General features: G+C 58.9%; 19 protein-coding genes. 6 read left to right on the top strand and 13 right to left on the bottom strand.

Features of this window, described 5'->3' with window-relative positions:
• Positions 1–156 precede the first annotated feature (156 nt).
• Positions 157–798, top strand: a complete 642-nt coding sequence (gene crp, locus ACGK9W_RS14585) for a cAMP-activated global transcriptional regulator CRP (protein ID WP_007153756.1) — start codon at positions 157–159, stop codon at positions 796–798.
• 82 nt (positions 799–880) lie between these two features.
• Here the strand turns inward: crp and modC are convergent, their stop codons facing one another.
• The 6 genes from modC to ACGK9W_RS14555 form a co-directional block, all read right to left on the bottom strand.
• Entirely contained in the window at positions 881–1,963 is a 1,083-nt protein-coding gene (gene modC, locus ACGK9W_RS14580) for a molybdenum ABC transporter ATP-binding protein (RefSeq protein WP_008173427.1), read from the bottom strand.
• Positions 1,960–2,640 (bottom strand): molybdate ABC transporter permease subunit, encoded by a 681-nt coding sequence (modB, locus tag ACGK9W_RS14575; protein ID WP_008173425.1) that lies wholly within the window; start codon positions 2,638–2,640, stop codon positions 1,960–1,962. The genes modC and modB overlap by 4 nt, the downstream gene beginning before the upstream one ends.
• Positions 2,640–3,443: a molybdate ABC transporter substrate-binding protein gene (modA, locus tag ACGK9W_RS14570; RefSeq protein WP_405417275.1), complete on the bottom strand. Its 804-nt coding sequence runs from the start codon at positions 3,441–3,443 to the stop codon at positions 2,640–2,642. The genes modB and modA overlap by 1 nt, the downstream gene beginning before the upstream one ends.
• Positions 3,427–4,395 (bottom strand): alpha/beta hydrolase, encoded by a 969-nt coding sequence (locus tag ACGK9W_RS14565; RefSeq protein ID WP_062786061.1) that lies wholly within the window; start codon positions 4,393–4,395, stop codon positions 3,427–3,429. The genes modA and ACGK9W_RS14565 overlap by 17 nt, the downstream gene beginning before the upstream one ends.
• Positions 4,355–5,341: a sterol desaturase family protein gene (locus ACGK9W_RS14560; protein ID WP_405417273.1), complete on the bottom strand. Its 987-nt coding sequence runs from the start codon at positions 5,339–5,341 to the stop codon at positions 4,355–4,357. Before ACGK9W_RS14560 ends, ACGK9W_RS14565 begins: the two co-directional genes overlap by 41 nt.
• Positions 5,342–5,449: 108 nt before the next feature.
• Complete coding sequence (locus ACGK9W_RS14555; RefSeq protein ID WP_405417271.1) at positions 5,450–6,196, bottom strand: glutathione S-transferase family protein; 747 nt, start codon at positions 6,194–6,196, stop codon at positions 5,450–5,452.
• A 140-nt stretch (positions 6,197–6,336) separates the two neighbouring features.
• Here ACGK9W_RS14555 and ACGK9W_RS14550 point away from each other — a divergent pair, with 140 nt between their 5' ends.
• Complete coding sequence (locus tag ACGK9W_RS14550) at positions 6,337–7,311, top strand: META domain-containing protein (RefSeq protein WP_405417269.1); 975 nt, start codon at positions 6,337–6,339, stop codon at positions 7,309–7,311.
• On the opposite strand, the gene ACGK9W_RS14545 is transcribed toward ACGK9W_RS14550, so the two are convergent.
• From ACGK9W_RS14545 to ACGK9W_RS14530, 4 genes are all read right to left on the bottom strand, one after another.
• Positions 7,287–8,129 (bottom strand): substrate-binding periplasmic protein, encoded by an 843-nt coding sequence (locus ACGK9W_RS14545; RefSeq protein ID WP_405417267.1) that lies wholly within the window; start codon positions 8,127–8,129, stop codon positions 7,287–7,289. The two genes, ACGK9W_RS14550 and ACGK9W_RS14545, sit on opposite strands and share 25 nt — an antisense overlap.
• Positions 8,130–8,211: 82 nt before the next feature.
• On the bottom strand, positions 8,212–9,270 hold the full coding sequence (locus ACGK9W_RS14540) for a glycine betaine/L-proline ABC transporter ATP-binding protein (RefSeq protein WP_008173413.1): 1,059 nt from the start codon (positions 9,268–9,270) through the stop codon (positions 8,212–8,214).
• A gap of 11 nt (positions 9,271–9,281) precedes the next feature.
• Positions 9,282–10,316, bottom strand: coding sequence for a proline/glycine betaine ABC transporter permease (locus ACGK9W_RS14535; RefSeq protein WP_008173411.1), 1,035 nt, complete (start codon positions 10,314–10,316; stop codon positions 9,282–9,284).
• Positions 10,317–10,412: 96 nt separating this feature from the next.
• Positions 10,413–11,378, bottom strand: coding sequence for an ABC transporter substrate-binding protein (locus tag ACGK9W_RS14530; protein WP_008173409.1), 966 nt, complete (start codon positions 11,376–11,378; stop codon positions 10,413–10,415).
• Positions 11,379–11,677: 299 nt separating this feature from the next.
• On the opposite strand from ACGK9W_RS14530, the gene ACGK9W_RS14525 reads away from it, so the two are divergent.
• The 4 genes from ACGK9W_RS14525 (at position 11,678) to ACGK9W_RS14510 (ending at position 14,911) form a co-directional block, all read left to right on the top strand.
• Entirely contained in the window at positions 11,678–12,778 is a 1,101-nt protein-coding gene (locus ACGK9W_RS14525) for a M14 family zinc carboxypeptidase (RefSeq protein WP_092030508.1), read from the top strand.
• A 41-nt stretch (positions 12,779–12,819) separates the two neighbouring features.
• Positions 12,820–13,554 (top strand): alpha/beta fold hydrolase, encoded by a 735-nt coding sequence (locus tag ACGK9W_RS14520; protein WP_405417264.1) that lies wholly within the window; start codon positions 12,820–12,822, stop codon positions 13,552–13,554.
• Between the two features lie 91 nt (positions 13,555–13,645).
• The gene (locus ACGK9W_RS14515) at positions 13,646–14,263 is read left to right on the top strand and encodes a glutathione S-transferase family protein (RefSeq protein WP_008173402.1); all 618 of its coding nucleotides are present in this window, start codon (positions 13,646–13,648) and stop codon (positions 14,261–14,263) included.
• Between the two features lie 36 nt (positions 14,264–14,299).
• Positions 14,300–14,911 (top strand): DUF4202 domain-containing protein, encoded by a 612-nt coding sequence (locus tag ACGK9W_RS14510; RefSeq protein WP_273096587.1) that lies wholly within the window; start codon positions 14,300–14,302, stop codon positions 14,909–14,911.
• A 153-nt stretch (positions 14,912–15,064) separates the two neighbouring features.
• Here the strand turns inward: ACGK9W_RS14510 and trpC are convergent, their stop codons facing one another.
• The 3 genes from trpC to ACGK9W_RS14495 form a co-directional block, all read right to left on the bottom strand.
• Positions 15,065–15,886 (bottom strand): indole-3-glycerol phosphate synthase TrpC, encoded by an 822-nt coding sequence (gene trpC, locus ACGK9W_RS14505; protein ID WP_405417262.1) that lies wholly within the window; start codon positions 15,884–15,886, stop codon positions 15,065–15,067.
• Positions 15,887–16,052: 166 nt separating this feature from the next.
• On the bottom strand, positions 16,053–17,081 hold the full coding sequence (gene trpD, locus ACGK9W_RS14500; RefSeq protein ID WP_008173396.1) for an anthranilate phosphoribosyltransferase: 1,029 nt from the start codon (positions 17,079–17,081) through the stop codon (positions 16,053–16,055).
• Between the two features lie 11 nt (positions 17,082–17,092).
• On the bottom strand, positions 17,093–17,674 hold the full coding sequence (locus tag ACGK9W_RS14495) for an aminodeoxychorismate/anthranilate synthase component II (RefSeq protein ID WP_008173393.1): 582 nt from the start codon (positions 17,672–17,674) through the stop codon (positions 17,093–17,095).
• Between the last annotated feature and the right edge of the window lie 8 nt (positions 17,675–17,682).

Genomic DNA, 17,682 nt, shown 5'->3' with positions numbered 1-17,682 from the left:
CGGATACATGTTGTATACTCTTTCCGGTTGCCCGCAACAGACCTTCTTGTTATAAGTTGCGCAGTTTTGCAGTAAAAAAGAACGAACCCGCAAGGAAAGCCGGGTGCATAACAAACATTGGGACCCGCCAGTATCTGAGGAGGCACGACTCGCATTATGGCCACTATCGTCAAGCCGGTTGAGCAGAAAACAAAGCATCTCGACTATTTCCTTTCGCAGTGCCATCGCCGCCGTTACCCAGCCAAGAGCACGATTATCTATGCCGGGGACAAGAGCGATTCCCTGTTCTACATCGTCAAAGGCTCGGTGACGGTTATCATTGAAGACGACGATGGTCGCGAGATGATCATGGCCTACCTGAACGCCGGTGACTTTTTCGGTGAAATGGGACTGTTCGACAACATGGATTCCCGCAGCGCCTGGGTAAAGGCCAAGACCGAGTGCGAAGTGGCGGAGATCAGCTACACCAAATTCCGTGAGATTGCCCAGCAGGATCCCAGGGTTCTGTATTTCATTGGTGAGCAGATGGCTTCCCGCCTCCGCCAGACCACGCGCAAGGTGGGTGATCTCGCGTTCCTGGATGTGACCGGTCGGGTCGCCCGCACCCTGCTGGATCTCTGCAAGGAACCGGATGCCATGACCCACCCGGACGGCATGCAGATCAAGATTACCCGCCAGGAAATCGGCCGTATCGTGGGTTGTTCCCGGGAGATGGTTGGACGGGTTCTGAAGACCCTGGAAGATCAGGGCCTGGTTCGGGTCAAGGGCAAAACGATGGTGGTGTACGGCACCCGCTGAGTCTCCGTATAGCAGAGCATCGATGTAGCAAGAAAGGCCGCTGATATCAGCGGCCTTTCTGGTTGGGGCAGGGGCGCCGGTGTCAGTCGGCCAGGGCCACGGACTTGATCTGCATCCACACCTGCCGGCCGGGTTCCAGAGCCAGCTGGTCAACAGCCCGGGTGGTCAGTCGGGACATGACCGGTGTGGGTCCGGCGAGCAGGCGGACGATACTGACGCCGGGGGTAACGTCCGGCTCAATCCGGTCAATGGTTGCCGGAACCAGGTTCTGGATGCTCTGGTCAGGGTTCTCTTCCAGAGCCAGGCTGATGTCCCGGGACAGCAACTGGATCCGGACCCGATCCCCGATTTTCATGCCGTTGTCCCGGCGCAGCCACAGGGAGCCACCGTCGAACTCAAAGCGCGCCAGGTGCCAGCGCTGATCCAGTTCTCTTATTGTCCCCTCCACAAGCACGCCCGCGTCGTCCTCGAGACGGAACGGGTTATCCATGCGTGCAAGTGTCTCCCGGGTCGGCCCGCTGGCTAACACCTTGCCGTCCTCCATGACCACCAGATGGTCGGCGAGCCGGGCCACCTCTGCGGTAGAGTGGGAGACATATACGATCGGGATGGCCAGGGCGTCCCTAAGACGCTCCAGATAGGGCAGGATGTCGTGTTTGCTGGCTTTGTCCAGGGCTGACATCGGTTCGTCCATAAGTAACAGCCGGGGACTGGTCAGCAGCGCGCGGGCTATCGCTACCCGCTGGCGCTCGCCCCCGGACAGGCCTGCGGGCATACGGTCCAGGTGGCCGCCGAGTCCCAGCCAGTTCACTGCCTCGTCAAACCCGATCTGCCGGTCCGTGGCCGGAATACGCCGGTATCCGAATTCAAGATTCTTGCGCACGGTCAGATGGGGAAACAGGTGGGTTTCCTGGAATACATAGGCGAGGGGACGTTTATGAACCGGCAGGAAAGTATCAGCGCTTTGCCAGTGTTCGTCGAGAACGGTCATGGCTCCCTCTGCGCGGTGAAGGCCCGCCATACAGCGCAAAACAGTGGTCTTGCCGCAGCCGGAATGCCCGAACAGGGCGGTGATGCCCGTGCCGGGCAGGGTCAGGTCAACGTCCAGACCAAACCCGGGAAACGCGCAACGGAAGCGGGCAGAGATGCTTTTCTTTTCGCTCATCTCAGTGCTCCCGACCGGGCCTTACCGTTGAGAGCGTAGAGGGTGACCAGAACCACGAAGGAGAACACCACCATGCCGGCAGAAAGCCAGTGTGCCTCGGTGTATTCGAGGGATTCCACGTGGTCATAGATAGCAACGGAGAGAACTTTGGTTTCCCCGGGAATGTTACCCCCGATCATCAGAATCACGCCGAACTCGCCAATGGTATGGGCGAAGGTCAGTACGGCGGCAGTGAGGAAACCGTTGCGGGCAAGGGGCACGGCAACAAACAGGAAGCGATCCCAGGGCGCGGCGCGAAGCGTGGCAGCGACCTCGAGGAAACGGTCGCCAACCGACTCGAAGGCATTCTGCAGCGGTTGCACCGTAAACGGCAGGGAATAGATCACGGAAGCCACCACCAGACCCTCGAAGGTAAACGGCAACAGCCCGATGCCGAGCGACTGGGTGACCTGGCCAACCCAGCCTTCTGGCCCCATCACCAGCAGCAGGTAAAAGCCAAGGACCGTTGGCGGCAAAACCAGAGGCAGCGCGACCACGGCCGCCACCGGCTGGCGCAGCCAGTGCCGGGTTCTGGCGAGCCACCAGGCGATGGGCGTGCCTATCAGCAACAGCAGCAGAGTGGTTGTCGTGGCCAGTTTCAGGGTCAGCCAGACTGGATCCCAGTAGGTTTCAAACATCAGTTGATCGCGTCATGTCCTTGGTCGTAACCATAGCTCCGGATGATGCCGATGGCCGTATCGGATTTCAGGAAATCCATCCAGGCGCGGGCTGCTTCATTGCTGGCGCCCCGGTTCAGCAGGATGGCCTGCTGGTCAATGGGCTGGTAATAGGCCTGAGGCACCTGCCATAGGGTGCCGGCATCCTCGTCCCAGACTTTGACCTGGGAAGCGGCCACGAAACCGGCCTGGGCATTGCGACTGACAACAAACTGGAACGTCTGGGCTATGGAATCACCGCGGACCAGTTTCGGTTGTAACGGTTGCCATTGGCCGATGTGCTCAAGAACCTGCTGAGCAGCCAGGCCATAGGGTGCGGTTTTCGGGTTGGCGATGGCCAGCCTGGCGAAGGGCTGCTGCTCCAGATAGCGCGGGGCATCCTCAAACGCATCGGGCGTCGGGCTCCAGAGCACCAGCTTGCCCCGGGCATAGGTAAAGCGGGTTCCGTTGACCCCGGCCTGCGCCTCTTCTATCAGCTCTGGCCTGAGCACGTCGGCCGCCATGAATACGTCGAAGGGCGCGCCGTTCCTGATCTGGGCGTAAAGTTTGCCGGTAGAGCCAAAGCTGGCGGACACCCGGTGACCGGTTTCCGCTTCAAAGTGCCTGGTCAGTTCCCGGGTGGTGTCGGTGAAGTTTGCGGCCACACCAATACTGACTTCGCCGGCGATGGCTCCGGAAGCAAAACTGAACAACACGCACAGGCAGGCGAAAGCCCGGGTTATTGGGTGGCAGATTCTGGTGCGGCGTTCATGGGGCTCTGGCATGGAGCAGGGCTTTCTGTTCGGCGGTTGATTGGGCAGACGCATTGTCCCTATGCAGGCACAGGGAATGCAAGTATTGCCACACCTCGTCCCGGTTGGTTTCGTTGAGCATCTCATGGCGCCCGCCCTCAAACAACCTCAGGGTCACATGGCCAACACCCGCCTCTCGAATGGCCTGAAAGTGCTGGCGCACGCCGCGGCCCATTTCACCAACCGCGTCCGCTGTTCCAGAGAACAGGTGCACAGGCAGGTCTTTGCGCCAGGTCGGCGGCTTGATGGCCAGCATGCCGCCGATAAAATCCAGCCAGAGCCCGGTTGAGCATTGAAACCCGCAAAGCGGATCGGCAACGTAGGCGTCAACCTGGTGCGGATCGCGGCTGAGCCAATCGGCATGGGTCCGGTTGGGGCGGAACCGGCGATTGAACTGCTCAAAGGTCATGCGGGTAATCAACGGGCTGCGGTGCCGCTTGCCCCGGAGCAGTCGGATCAGGCCGATCAGGGCCCGGGATGCCAATAGCTGGCCTCGATCAATCCGGTTGGTGGCGCTCAGGATCAGGGTATCCAGGGAATCACCGTATCTCTGGGCGTAACCCTGGGCAATGAACGAGCCCATGCTGTGGCCCAGCAGGTTGACCGGCAGCCCGGGAAACTGTGAACGGGCGTGCTGGACCACCTGGTGCAGGTCGGCCAATACGCTTGCCCAGCCGTTCTGGTCCGCATAGTGCCCCAGGTTCTCGACTCCTGAATTCGGGCCATGGCCCCGGTGGTGAAAGGTGATAACGGCCATGCCGCGTTCGCAGAGCCAGCGAGCGAGGGACTGGTAGCGGTCGCCATGCTCGGCCATGCCGTGGCTGATGATCAGAAGGCCGGTGGGAGCCGTCGGGGTAAAGACTGTTCCGGCTATGCTGTGGTCATCACCACTGCTCAGCGTCAGAGGGTGTTCGTTCGTTGTCACGACCCGGTTCCTTGTTGTTTTTCTCCGCAGCCGGGCGTTGCCACTCCGGCGGTTTCCATAGATGGGTAAGGCGAGACAATAATCCGCCGGGCTGTGCCATGTCGCGGAACAGGTCCACGTATTCGTGGGTCCAGAGCACAATCAGGTTACTGGAGCGAACAGGCCGGGTGATGCCGTATTCGGGCGGATCCTGGGCATTTTCATCGACAAACGTGCCGAACAGGCGATCCCACACTATCAGCGTGCCGCCGTAATTACGGTCGATGTAGCCGGGATTTCGGCCATGATGGACGCGGTGATGGCTGGGCGTGTTGAACACCAGTTCGATCCAGCCGGGCAGCTTCCCGACCAAAGTGGTGTGAATAAAGAACTGGTAGACCAGCGACAGGGCATAGGCTACGCCGATCCAGACAGGATTGAGTCCCAGCAGCGCCAGGGGCAGGTAGAACACCCACATGCCGTTGAAAATGTTGGTGGCATTCTGGCGCATGGCAGTGGAGAAGTTCATCCGCTCGGAGGAATGGTGAACCACATGGGCCGCCCAGAACCAGCGCACCCTGTGACTGGCCCTATGCATCCAGTAGAAACAGAAGTCCACCCCCAGAAAAGCCAGCAGCACGGTGAATCCGTTCAATTCCAGATCAAACAGCCGGTAGTGGTAGCACAGGGCATAGACAGGGAAGGCAATGAGGCCGGCGAAGAGCAGTTCGGTCACCTGATAGCCGGCGCCTAGGGCAAAGTTTCTGACCGCCTCCCGGGTATCCATCAGCTGCGGATCGTGGCGAATCTTCAGGTATTCCCACAGGGTAACGCCCACAAAAACCGGTGTTGCAATCACAAAGATCAGTTGGCGTTCATCCAGCGCCAGCCACGGCGCAGCCATCGCCCAGAGAGAAAGCAGGCCGCTGTCTTCCAGTACGGCCAGTATCATGTCGGTCAAAGCCATCGGGTTTCTGCCGGTTTCCTCATCAAGTCCGTTTATTCTGGCACGTAACCCGGAAACCGGAATGTCGGTTCACGCCAGATTGGCTAACGGATTCCGACAATCCGGTACTCAGCCTGGTCGACGGTTGTCTTCGTACACTTTTTCCAGAGCCCGGATCTGTGGCTGCCACTGATCCAGCCAATGTTTGATGTCTTTGGGAATTCGCGCAGTTTTCGGCCATGGCACCGGATACTGTGCGGGCTGGAACATGGGTGCAAACAGGGCGGCTGCGGTCAGGTCTGCGCGCGAAAACTGGTCGCCGGCCAGGAAAGGCCTTTCGGCGTAGATGGCAGCCAGCTCGGTGAGCAACTCTTCCATGACCTGGCGGGACTTTTCAGAGGTTTTTTCGTTGATCTTCATCCACTGACGCATGACTTCATCAACCCGGCTGAAAGCAAGGCTGAGCAGTATCCGGTTATAGAAAGGCGTTCCCGCGGCCAGCATGGGCACCACAATTTTGGGGCGCTGCAGGAAGTGGTGGTAGGAATAGCAGCGGATAGCCGGCCCCGCTTCCTCGTCAAGCCGGCGCTCCCAGGCCAGCGCCTGCTCACGAACGTCCGGGTCTGCCGGTGTCAGCGGGTGCTCGGGAAACGTCTGGTCCAGGTAATCCAGAATGGCGGCTGAGCCCTGAACCACGTGGCCGTCATGGTCCAGTACCGGCACAGAGGAGGCTTCACCGGTCAGTTTCCGGATGGTTTTCACATGTTGTCCCGGCAGCAGGTTCACCGTTTCGTAGTTGAGCCCCTTGTAGCCCAGGGCCCAGCGTATTTTTTCGCAGTAGTGGGAAATGGCAAATTGGTAAAGTTTCAGTGCCATGGGGTGTCTCCTTGGTTCAGCGTTCTAGCATACTGCCGGTGGGGCGGTATAAGAAGTCCCATCAGATGCCCATGGTGGCCTCATCGGTCGTTGGGTTCTAAACTGTAGGCCGAAAAGACGCTCAAACAAGGGAACTGACCATGCACTCACGACGAGTTTTGATGTTGTCCGTCGTCACTGCGGCGAGCCTTGCCATCTCCGCCTGCTCCTCTCTATCCAAAACCAGTCAGCCGGTTTCCGCGAGCTATGCTTGCGGGCAACTCGATATTGCCGTCTCCGGCACGGACGACAGCGATTTGATCAGCATCGACTATCTGGATCGACGTATTCTGCTCAAGCCGGAGATAAGTGCCTCGGGCGCATTGTACGTAGCCCCCGGCGACGACCAGACGCGGTTCTGGAGCAAGGGTGAAAAAGCTACCCTGACAGTGAAGGGGCAAACCTATCCGGAGTGTTTGCAGCCTGGCGATCTGGAAATGCCGTTTGAGGCGCGGGGGAATGAGCCTTTCTGGCACGCGACGCTTGAGGGCGGTGAGCTCTTGATAACACGGCCTTTCGAGGAACAGGGAACCCGTCGGGTACCGGTTGAAGTCAAAACAGCCAACCGGCATGGGCGGACATTTGTGGCGACGCTGGCAGATCTCCCCATTACCCTGACAGTCGCCCGTCAGCTCTGTGACGACAGCATGTCCGGGGCTCAATATCCCGCGCAGGTGCGCCTGCAGGTCGGTGATGATGAGTTCAGGGGATGTGGTGGTGATCGCCAGCGTCTGTTACGGGGCGCAATCTGGGTTGTTGAGGATCTTGCGGGCGCAGGCATCATCGATCGGTCCCGGATCACGATCGAGTTTCTTGAGGGCAATCGGGTCGCGGGCAGGGCGTCTTGCAACCGATACACTGGCACCTATGAACTCAGGGGTGAGGGCATGGCTATAGGTCCACTGGCATCAACACGGATGGCCTGTGCGCCCGCGCTGATGAATCAGGAAGAGCGGTTTCTGAACCTGCTGGACCAGGTGAGTTCAGTGCGGATCGGGCAGCAGGGCCAACTGCTGTTGTCGACACCGGGCGGTGAGTCGATCCGGGCGTTTCAGTCTGACCACGACAGTCCATAGCGCGTCAGGATCTCTGCCACCCGCCCACTGCTTTGCAGGGCTCTCGCTCCCTCTGACAGGAGCGCTGCGAGCTGGGCGGAATCACGGCCGACCGGTGAAAATGCAACGTAGATCGGCGACTCGTGGATCACCGCGGCCATTCGCAGGCTTTCCGTGTTGTTCTCCTGCTCCAGTTGCCACTGCATCACATAGCGGTCTTCCGGGAATACGTCAGAGCGCTGCTGGTGCAGGAGTTCGATTGCCCGGCTCAGTGGTGCCGGCCCGGACAGCACCCAGACCCGCTCCGGATCGTCCTGGTACTTCTCGATATAGCTGTCCAGTTCCGGTGAGTAAGCGTAGCCGTTGATCGCCAGCAACTTGGATTGGCTGAGTGAGTCGATGCCAGCGTACTGCCAGTTGTTGTCAGGGTGCGTGTAGAGCGCGATCGTCGAGTAACCAGTAGCGGCGTCCGGAAACACGAAGTCCGGCGCATCCCCCGGAAGGGCTCCGACAACCGCATCAATATACCCGTCCCGGGCCTGTTGCAGGGCCCGCGCCCAGCTCATGTTCACGTACTCGACATTGATACCGTAGAGGCCAAACGCCTCCCTGGCAATATCTATCATATAGCCTTCGTGCTCGGAGCCGGCTATACAATTGTGAGGACACCAGGGATCAGCGGCAATGACAACGCTTTGGCGCGGCTCTGTGGGAGCCGGCGCAGCGGGAGCGGTCTTCGTTGCCTTTGCCGCTGTTTCAGGAACCAGCGGTGGCGGGTCCTCTGGCTGCGAGCAGGCGGCAAGAAAGAGCGCGATGGAAAGAACCAGGGTTTTTGCCATGGTGATAAAACCGGGATGCCGATGACGTCGGCTCTCCCTGAAGCATAGACCCTGGTCGCGGTTTTGTAATGGCTAAAAGCCCCTAGGCTGCGGTTTTGTTCCTGTCAGCCGACGCGGCGGTCGGCACCAGCGCCCGGGCGAGGTCTTTCATGTGCAGGGTGCCCACGTGCTGATCGTCCCGGACTACCCGGAAATTCAGAGACATATCCCCGTCGGATTTCAGCAGTACCGTTTCAAGGTTGTCCTTTTCCGAGATGTCACCGGCGAACGTGGAGTCACCGTCATCCGGGGGACTCATGACCGATCGTACCCTCAGCACCCGTGCCCGATTGATATCGCTGATGAAGTCGACGATGTAGGGATCGCCGGGATTGAGCAGGATTTCCTGGGGATCTCCCTGCTGCACTACTTCGCCATCTTTCAGGATGACCAGGTGGTCGGCCAGTTTCAAGGCCTCATCAAGATCATGGGTGATGAACACGATGGTTTTCTGCAGTTCTTCCTGGAGCTCCAGCAACAGGTCCTGCATATCGGACCGAATCAGCGGATCCAGTGCCGAGAAAGCTTCGTCCATCAACATGATCGGGGCGTCGGACACCAGGGCTCGGGCGATGCCCACCCGCTGTTGCATGCCACCGGACAGCTGGTGTGGATACTGGTATTCGTTACCCTCCAGACCAACCCGCGCGAGCCATTTTCGGGCGTCGGCCTCAAAGTCCGATGTCGTATAGCCGCGAATGTCCTTGGCCATGCCGGCGTTCTCGAGCACGGTTTTGTGGGGCAGCAGGGCAAACTTCTGGAACACCATCGACATCCGCTCGCGGCGAAGCTTTCGCAGCTGCTCTTCGCTGTAGCTCATGATGTCTTCGCCATCGACACGGATTTCGCCGGCCGTGGGGTCGATCAGTCGGTTCAGGTGCCGGATGAGTGTGGACTTTCCGGAGCCGGAAAGGCCCATGATGACCGTGATCTCGCCATCGTGGATGTCCACGTTGATATCACGCAGACCGAGTACGTGTCGCTGCTGCTCCAGCAGATCGGCTTTGCCCATGCCCTTGCGAACATACTCCAGGGCAACATCCGGGGTCGGGCCGAAGATCTTGTAAAGGTTCCGGATCGAAATCTTGATGTCTTTTGCCATGGGGGCTTTCCTCACTGCTTCTGGGAGACGTTAATTCGTGCCAGGGACGCCTTGGTTACCCTGTCGAGAATAACCGCCAGGATCACGATGCCAAGGCCGGATACCAGGCCAACACCCAGTTCCAGATTACGGATGCCCCGCAGGACCAGAACGCCAAGCCCGGGCGCGGAAACCAGGGATGCGATAACAACCATTGCAAGACTCATCATGATGGTCTGGTTAACCCCTGCCATGATGTTGGGCAGCGCCAACGGGATCTGCACCTTGTAGAGTTTCTGTCGGGGCGTCATGCCAAAGGCGTCTGCGGCCTCAATCACGTCCTTGTCTACCAGCCGGATGCCCAGGTTCGTCAGCCGGATCACAGGAACAATCGCGTAGAGGATGATGGCGATGCCGTACAGCTTTGATTCGGTAACACTGAACAGGAAGATAAGCGGGATCAGATACACAAAAGGTGGCAGCGTCTGCAGCATGTCCAGCACCGGTATGATCATCCGTTGCAGGGAATTGCTGCGTGCCATGGCGATGCCTATGGGTACCCCCAGCAAGACACAGAGGAAGGCACATACAAAAATGATCGCCAGTGTTTGCATGGCGTAATCGTAATGGTCGATGAAGGCCAGTAGCACGATACTGCCGCCTACAAAGAGCATCAGTTTCCAGGATTTGGTGACCACGTAAACAACCGCCAGTAACAGTGGAATCACGATCCACCAGGGCGTGTTCAGCATGGCGTAAAGTGCGCCATCCAGGAACCAGCTAAGAGGCTGGGTCAATGGATCGAGAACCAGACTCAGGCTGTCCTTTATTGCCAGAAATCCCTGTTCCAGGCCCTTGGTAAGTTCCCGGGACTGGGGGAAGGCGGAGCAGGATTCGTTCAGGGCGTCCATGGACGGAAACGGGAGTTCCCATATAGAGGCCGGTTCGGCGCTCTCTCCCTTGGTTTTATTCAGCAGGTCGGCCATCGACATGGGGCCGCTGCTTTTGCCTTCCGAGCACCATTGCTCAAGGCCGAGCGATGAAAAAAGGGAATCGTAGGTTGCCATGGGCGGTCAGTCTCTCCTGCGCACGTCTGGAATCAGAACGGTTTTCGGGAAACGACCCGGGGCATCCCGAAGGATGCCCCGGGAGGGGCAGGTCAATCAGTTAAGAACGTTGGCCAACCGCTCTCGTGCGGAGTCGTTCAGCCAGGTTGACCACTCGTCGCTGTTGTTGCTGAGGTAGTAAACCGCAGCTTCTTCGCCCGAGGCATTGTTGGAGTCCATCCAGGCCAGGATGCTGCTCATGGTCTCGGTCTTGAACGTCAGCTTGCTGAGCATCTCGGCCACTTCCGGCTCGCGTTCTTTGAAGCTGGTAGTGATCGACGTCAGGACCGTTGCCGCCGGGAAGTCGGATACGCCCGGATTGTCGACATCCGGCGTCTGGTTTTTCTGGTGCACGTCCGGCTTGATGTCGCCGAGATCAACCCGGGTCATGTCGTACTTGCCGAGCGGAACAGTCGGACCCCAGTAGTAGCCGAACCAGGGCTCTTTGTTCTGGACAGCGGACGCCATGGAGGACGCCAGGGTCTCACCGGAACCATGGTTGAATACGTCAATGCCGGACTCTTCCAGATCCAGGGCGCGAACCAGGTTGTCACTCACAACTCGGCAGCCCCAGCCGTCCGGGCAATTGTTGAAGGTGCCGCCAACGAGCTCAGGATTGGCCATGATGCCCTCGATGGTCTTCAGCTCCGGATGCTCTTCCGCGAGGTAGGTGGGAATCCACCAGCCTTCAACACCGCCCGGATCGAGAACCTTGCCAAGGCGCTCCACTTTGCCCTGTTCTTCCAGACGCAGGTAGGCCTCGCCCGCGGAGTTCAGCCACAGCTCGGTGACGATGTCAGGCTCACCGTTTTCGGCAACGGAAGTTACCGCCGGAACGGTATCGGAAGGAACGATGGTGACGTCACAGCCGTAACCCTGCTCCATGATGAAGGTGGCCACGTTGGTGACGACCGTGTTGGACGCCCAGTTCATTTCGGTAATGGATACCTCGCCGCAATTGGCCTGGGCCGCGACAGGTACGGATAGCGCGCAAAGCAGTGCAGCAGACTTAAGCTTTCGCATAGTCACTTCTCCTTTTCAGGGTTTGTGATTTTTGGAGGGTGTTGTCGGTGTTAGTGCCGATACGAGGGGACCGCGATCCATAGGGATCGGGAAAACAGCTCTTTCATGGTCGCTGTTAAGGTCGAACAAATCACGAGGTCTCGGTTAATACTTAACTGTAAGGATAACGAACCTCAGCTCAGTTACAAGGACGTATTCCAAATGCGTCTTTAAAAGAGACACATTATGCCCCGGGAGAACTGTCAAGAAGGTGTAGTAATCGATGGATACACTCCGGGTACCTGAACCCGGAGAACAGCATGACAGAGCTGCGCGACCTGACACCTCACACATCAATCAGCCACGAGCAGGCCTCCCGGGATGGGCGTCAGCGAAGGCTACTGAGAACCTTCCTGCCGGAGCTCGTTGGCCTGGAGCGCATCCTGGCGGAAGCGCCGGATTTCATCACAACCGAAGTGGTGGAGCGGGTCGCCCTCAAGGACCTCTCCTTGCCCATCTACCGTGTAGATATCGGATCTTCCCGGCCCGATGTGCCAGCGGTATTGCTTGTTGGCGGCGTGCACGGGCTTGAACGCATTGGAAGCCAGGTAGTGATGGCCTGGCTGAAGTCGCTACTCGCCAGAGTGACCTGGGACGAACATTTGCTGGGGTTGTTGCAGAAGGTTCGAATTACCCTTTTGCCGATCCTTAACCCGGGCGGTATGTACCTGAATCAGCGCAGTAATCCCAACGGCGTAGACCTGATGCGCAATGCGCCGATCCAGGCTCAGGAACGTAGCGCATTCCTGCTCGGCGGCCAGAGAATTTCACCCCGATTGCCGTGGTACACCGGTGACCCCGAACAGGGCATGGAGCCCGAAAACCTGGCTCTTGAGGCGGTCATAAAACAGCTGCTGCCGGGGCGGCCGTTCAGTGTGGCACTGGACTGCCATTCCGGATTCGGGATGCAGGACCAGATCTGGTTTCCCTACGCCTACCGGCGTCGACCCATGCGTCGAGTCGCATCGGTTATGGCGCTGAAGCTTATCTGGGAGCAGTCATACCCGAATCACGACTACCGTTTCGAGCCCCAGTCCCGCCACTATCTCACCCATGGCGACTTGTGGGATTACTTCTACAAACAGGTCAATCGCGAAAATGCCGGTGTGTTCCTGCCCCTGACACTGGAAATGGGCTCCTGGCGCTGGATTCGCAAGCGGCCCCGTCAGTTGCTGAGACTCGACGGCTTTTTCAATCCGCTGGTTCCGCACCGGCACAAGCGGGTCCTGCGCAGTCACCTGACCTGGATGGACTTCCTGATTAACGCCGCCGCCAGCCACGAAAACTGGTTGCCGGCTCGGGATGAGGAGTCCATGCTGAAAGAAGCCGCGATCATGCACTGGTATCGCGATACTCATTAGCGATCCAGCCGGCCCGGGCATCCATCAATCGGAACTATCGTATGCACTGGATTCTGTTGCGGGGTCTGACTCGGGAGCACGCCCACTGGGGCAGCTTCCCGGCTCTCCTTGGGGAGGCATTTCCCGAGCACCAGTTCCATCTGGTCGACCTGCCCGGGACGGGCGTGCGTTATCGAGAAGACAGTCCGGCAACGGTAGCGGCGATTCGGAAAGCCGTCTCCAGGCACGTCAGCCATATCCCCGGTCCTTTCAGCATCCTGGCACTTTCCATGGGCGGTATGGTGGCCCTGGATTGGGCCCAGCAGGCTGCGGATGGTCAGATCCAGAACCTGGTCCTGATCAATACCAGTTCCGGCTTCAGCCCGCCCTGGCAACGCATGCGGCCTGGGGTCTGGCCGCGAATTCTGCGGCTGCTGGCCCGTCAGGAGTTGTTTGACCGGGAGCGGGATATTCTCCGGCTCACGTCTAACCGTGAGGTGCCTCTGTCACTGGCAAAACAGTGGTACAGCATACAACGACAACGCCCCGTCAGTACCCGCAATGCGATCAACCAGTTGGCGGCTGCCGCCCGCTACAAACCCGGTGAAAAGCGTCCTGTGCCAGATGCGCTGATTCTCGCCAGTCGCGGCGATCGCATCGTTCACTGGCGCTGCAGTTCCACGCTGGAGCAGCGCTGGCAATGGACCATGAAACTGCACCCGGATGCTGGCCATGACCTTCCACTGGACGATCCGGAGTGGATTGTCCAGCAGATCCGCAACTGGCTGCCCCGGTAACGCCGGTTGCTTGACGCAACTCTTCTTTCCGGTCAGTCTTCTCGTTTTGAACCGTCAAAGCCGCCATTGATCAGGAACGGAGCCGATAATAATGAAAATCTTCGAAACCAAAACCGCCCCTAACCCCCGCCGCGTGCGCATGTTCATGGCCGAGAAAGGCCTGTTGGACAAGGCCGAATTCATCGAGATTGATCTTCAGAAGGGTGAAAACCTGACACCTGAATTTGTCGCCCGAAATCCGATGAAGAAAGTGCCTGTGATGGAACTGGATGACGGCACCTGTATTGCCGAGACCATGGCAATCTGCCGCTATTTCGAAGAGAGCTACCCGGACACGCCGACCCTGATGGGCGACACCCCGCTTGAAAAAGCCCAGCTTGAGCAGTGGCTCCGGTGGATCGAGCTGTTCTTCTTCATGCCCACTGGCATGTGTTTCCAACACACCACCGGCTACTTCAAGGACCGGATGAACCCGATCAAGGAGTGGGGTGAGGAATGCGGCAAGAGCGTTGAGAAGTTCATGCACTTCCTCGACAAGCAGCTCGAAGGCAAGGAATACATCTGCTGCGACCGCTTTACGGCCGCTGATATCAACGCCTTCACAACAGTGGCATTCGCGCGGGTGGTGGGCATCCGGATCAAACCTGAGCAGGCCAATCTGCAGGCCTGGTACGACCGCATCAAGGAACGCCCCTCTGCCCAGGTCTGAGCCACAGGCCAGTCAGAAACCAGAAGAGAGATCTTAATGACCACAACGGATTCAAGACTCCAGTGCGCGCTGGCGTCTATTGACGCAGCCAATAAGGCCGATCCCAATCAGGAGTCTTTCGACAACGAACGCCTCCCGAAGGAATACGCCTACAGCCTTCATATGACCCGCTGGCTGTTCGAGCTTGAATCCGACCCTTTCGAACGCATGCAGATCGCCTGCCGCGCCCAGCACATTGAGCGGTGGACGATGCCGCGGAAGGACTATCCGGAAGGTCGTAAAGCCTATTACCAGTGGCGTCAGGCCTGTGGCCGTATGCATGGCCGGCGTGCTGCAGAAATCATGGCGGATTGTGGCTACCCGAAGGAGGAGTGCGATCGGGTGGAGACCATCCTGACCAAGCGCGAACTGAGGCAGGATGCCGACACTCAACTGCTGGAGGACGTGGCCTGCATGGTCTTCCTGGAACGATATTTCGCAGATTTCTATGAGGAAAAAGCGGACTACGATCGGGAGAAGTGGCTACGCATAGTGCGCCGGACCTGGGGCAAGATGTCGCCCCGTGGGCACGAGGCGGCACTCAAGCTGGCAGAGGGGATGCCGGCGCACCTTCTGGAACTTTTGCAGGAGGCTTTGGCCGACGCCTAGCATCAAATGCCTGTTGCGAACTTTTGTGCACAGTCCAGCGGGTACGACCTGCCAAAATACGCTGTGAATACCTCCCTGTACGCTCGGCTCCGCCATCCATGGCTCCGCACGATTTTGGCAGGTCGTACCCGCCGAACTGTTTAAACTTGTGAGTTAGCCTTTTGGAAAGAACAGTTCTTGAAGTTTCTGGCCAGGCTCTTCCGCCCGCATAAACGATTCCCCCACAAGGAAACCGTAAATCCCGCGAGCAGTCATCGCTTCTACGTCGCTGCGGGTCATGATGCCACTTTCCGTAATGGTCAGCCGGTCCTGGGAGATCCGCTCATGCAGGTCAAACGTGGTGTCCAGCGAAACATCGAAGGTATGCAGATTGCGGTTGTTGATGCCGACCAGAGGCGTCGTCAGCGTCAACGCATCATCCAGTTCCTCGCCATCGTGCACTTCGACCAACACATCCAGCCCGATCTCATGGGCAATACCTTCCAGCTCTTGCATCTGGTCTTTGGTCAGGCAGGCGGCGATCAGAAGGATGCAGTCGGCGCCAATGGCCCGGCTCTCGTAGACCTGATAGGGCGCGACCATGAAGTCCTTGCGGATCACGGGCAGACTGCAGGCATTGCGGGCGGCGACCAGATAGTCCTCGTCGCCCTGGAAGAAGTCGCGGTCGGTCAGTACCGAAAGACAAGCGGCGCCTCCGTTCTCGTAGCTTTCGGCAATGACCGCTGGCTCGAAGGGGTCTCGCAGAATGCCCTTGCTCGGCGAGGCTTTTTTGATCTCGGCGATAACAGCGGGAGTCTGCTTTTCAATTCGGCTGCGCAGAGCGTTGGCGAAGCCTCTGGCTGCTGGTTGGTCCCCAGCCATGGCTTTCAGGTCGGCAACCGAAACCCTTGGTTTCCGCTCGTCAATTTCTTCCCACTTGCGGTCCACGATCTTGCGAAGAATGGTGGGAGTCTTTTCCAAATGTCGTTCAGTCATTAGCGGCCTGCAAGTAGTTAGCGAGAGCCGGTGGGGCAGGGCTTGCCAAAACTGTCGTCAGCCATGGATGGCTGACGCCAAGCCCTACAGGGACGTATTCACGGGCGTGTTTTGGTAAGCCCTGCCCCACCGGGTCGTCCTGCCGAAATCCGGCAGGCTTGGTCGATCAAAAGCACTGAGAAAAATCAGCCAGCTCCGACATCTTGCCGGCAGCGAGGCCAGAGCCCATGGCGTCGAGGGCCATATCCACACCTTCTTTCGGCGTCTTGGCCAAACCAGCGACATAGATCGCTGCGCCAGCATTGAGGGCAATCAGGTCCCGGGCTTTCTCGGCCATTTCATCGTGGCCACGACCGAAGGCTGCCTTGATCAGCTTTAAGGAATCGTCGGCGGTGTCCACGGTCAGGCCCACCAGAGCCTGGCTCTTGATGCCGAGATCCTCGGGGGTGATGTCGTACTCGGTGACTTCGCCGTTCTTCAGTTCGGCTACATGGGTCGCGCTGGCAAGACTGATTTCGTCCAGGCCGTCTTTGGAGCAAACGACCATGATGTGCTCGGCCCCAAGGCGATGCAGCACCTCCGCCATCGGGCGACACAGCTCCCGGTTGAACACGCCCACCAATTGGCGTTTAACGCCCGCCGGGTTGGTCATCGGGCCCAGGATGTTGAAAATGGTCCGGCAGCCCAGCTCCTTGCGGGGGCCGATGGCATGTTTCATGGCACCGTGGTGGGCCGGAGCGAACATGAAGCCGACACCAATTTCCTCGACGCAGCGGGCCACCTCTTCCGGTTTCATGCTCAGATTGATGCCCAGCTTTTCCAACAGGTCGGCACTGCCGCTCTTTGAGGAAACTGCCCGGTTGCCGTGCTTGGCCACAAAGCCGCCGGCTGCTGCCACCACGAAGGAGGCGGCGGAAGACACGTTGAACAGGTTGGCGCCATCGCCGCCGGTGCCGACGATGTCCACCAGGGGTTCGGCCTTGACCGTAACCTTGGTGGCCAGTTCGCGCATAACCTCGGTGGCGCCGGTGATTTCGTCAATGGTTTCGCTCTTCAGACGCAACCCCATGAGAAAAGCGCCGATCTGGGCGTCTGTGGCCTCGCCGTTCATGACGATACGCATCACGTCCTTCATTTCCTCCCGGGAAAGGTCCAGGTTGGAGGCAATGCGGTTGAGAGCTTCTTTCATGTCCATGTGTCGGCCTCTTATTGTGTTCTCAGAAAGTTGCGCAGCAGCTCGTGGCCCTGTTCCGTCATAATAGACTCCGGATGGAACTGCACGCCTTCGATGGGCAGGGTCTTGTGGCGAACCCCCATGATTTCCTCGATGGAACCGTCGTCGTTGCGGGTCCAGGCGGTCACTTCCAGGCAGTCGGGCAGGGTGGCCTTGTCGATCACCAGGCTGTGGTAGCGGGTCGCCTGCAGCGGGTTGCTCAGGCCCCGGAACACGCCAGTGTCCTTGTGGAATACCGGGGACACCTTGCCATGCATGACCCGGCCGGCGCGGATGACGTCACCACCGTAGACCTGGCCAATTGCTTGATGGCCCAGGCAAATGCCCAGGATCGGAACCTTGCCGGCGAAATGCCGGATGGCCGCCATGGAGATGCCAGCCTCGTTCGGGGTGCAGGGGCCGGGGGAAATCACCAGCCGCTCCGGGTTCAGGGCTTCAATCTGTTCGATGGTAATTTCATCGTTGCGGTGCACCTGCACGTCGGCACCCAGTTCGGCCAGATACTGCACCACGTTGTAGGTGAAGGAATCGTAGTTATCGATCATCAGCAACATAATCTGTT

The organism is Marinobacter flavimaris (assembly GCF_045057155.1).
Lineage (GTDB): Bacteria > Pseudomonadota > Gammaproteobacteria > Pseudomonadales > Oleiphilaceae > Marinobacter > Marinobacter manganoxydans.
This window is presented reverse-complemented; position numbering and strand designations above follow the sequence as displayed.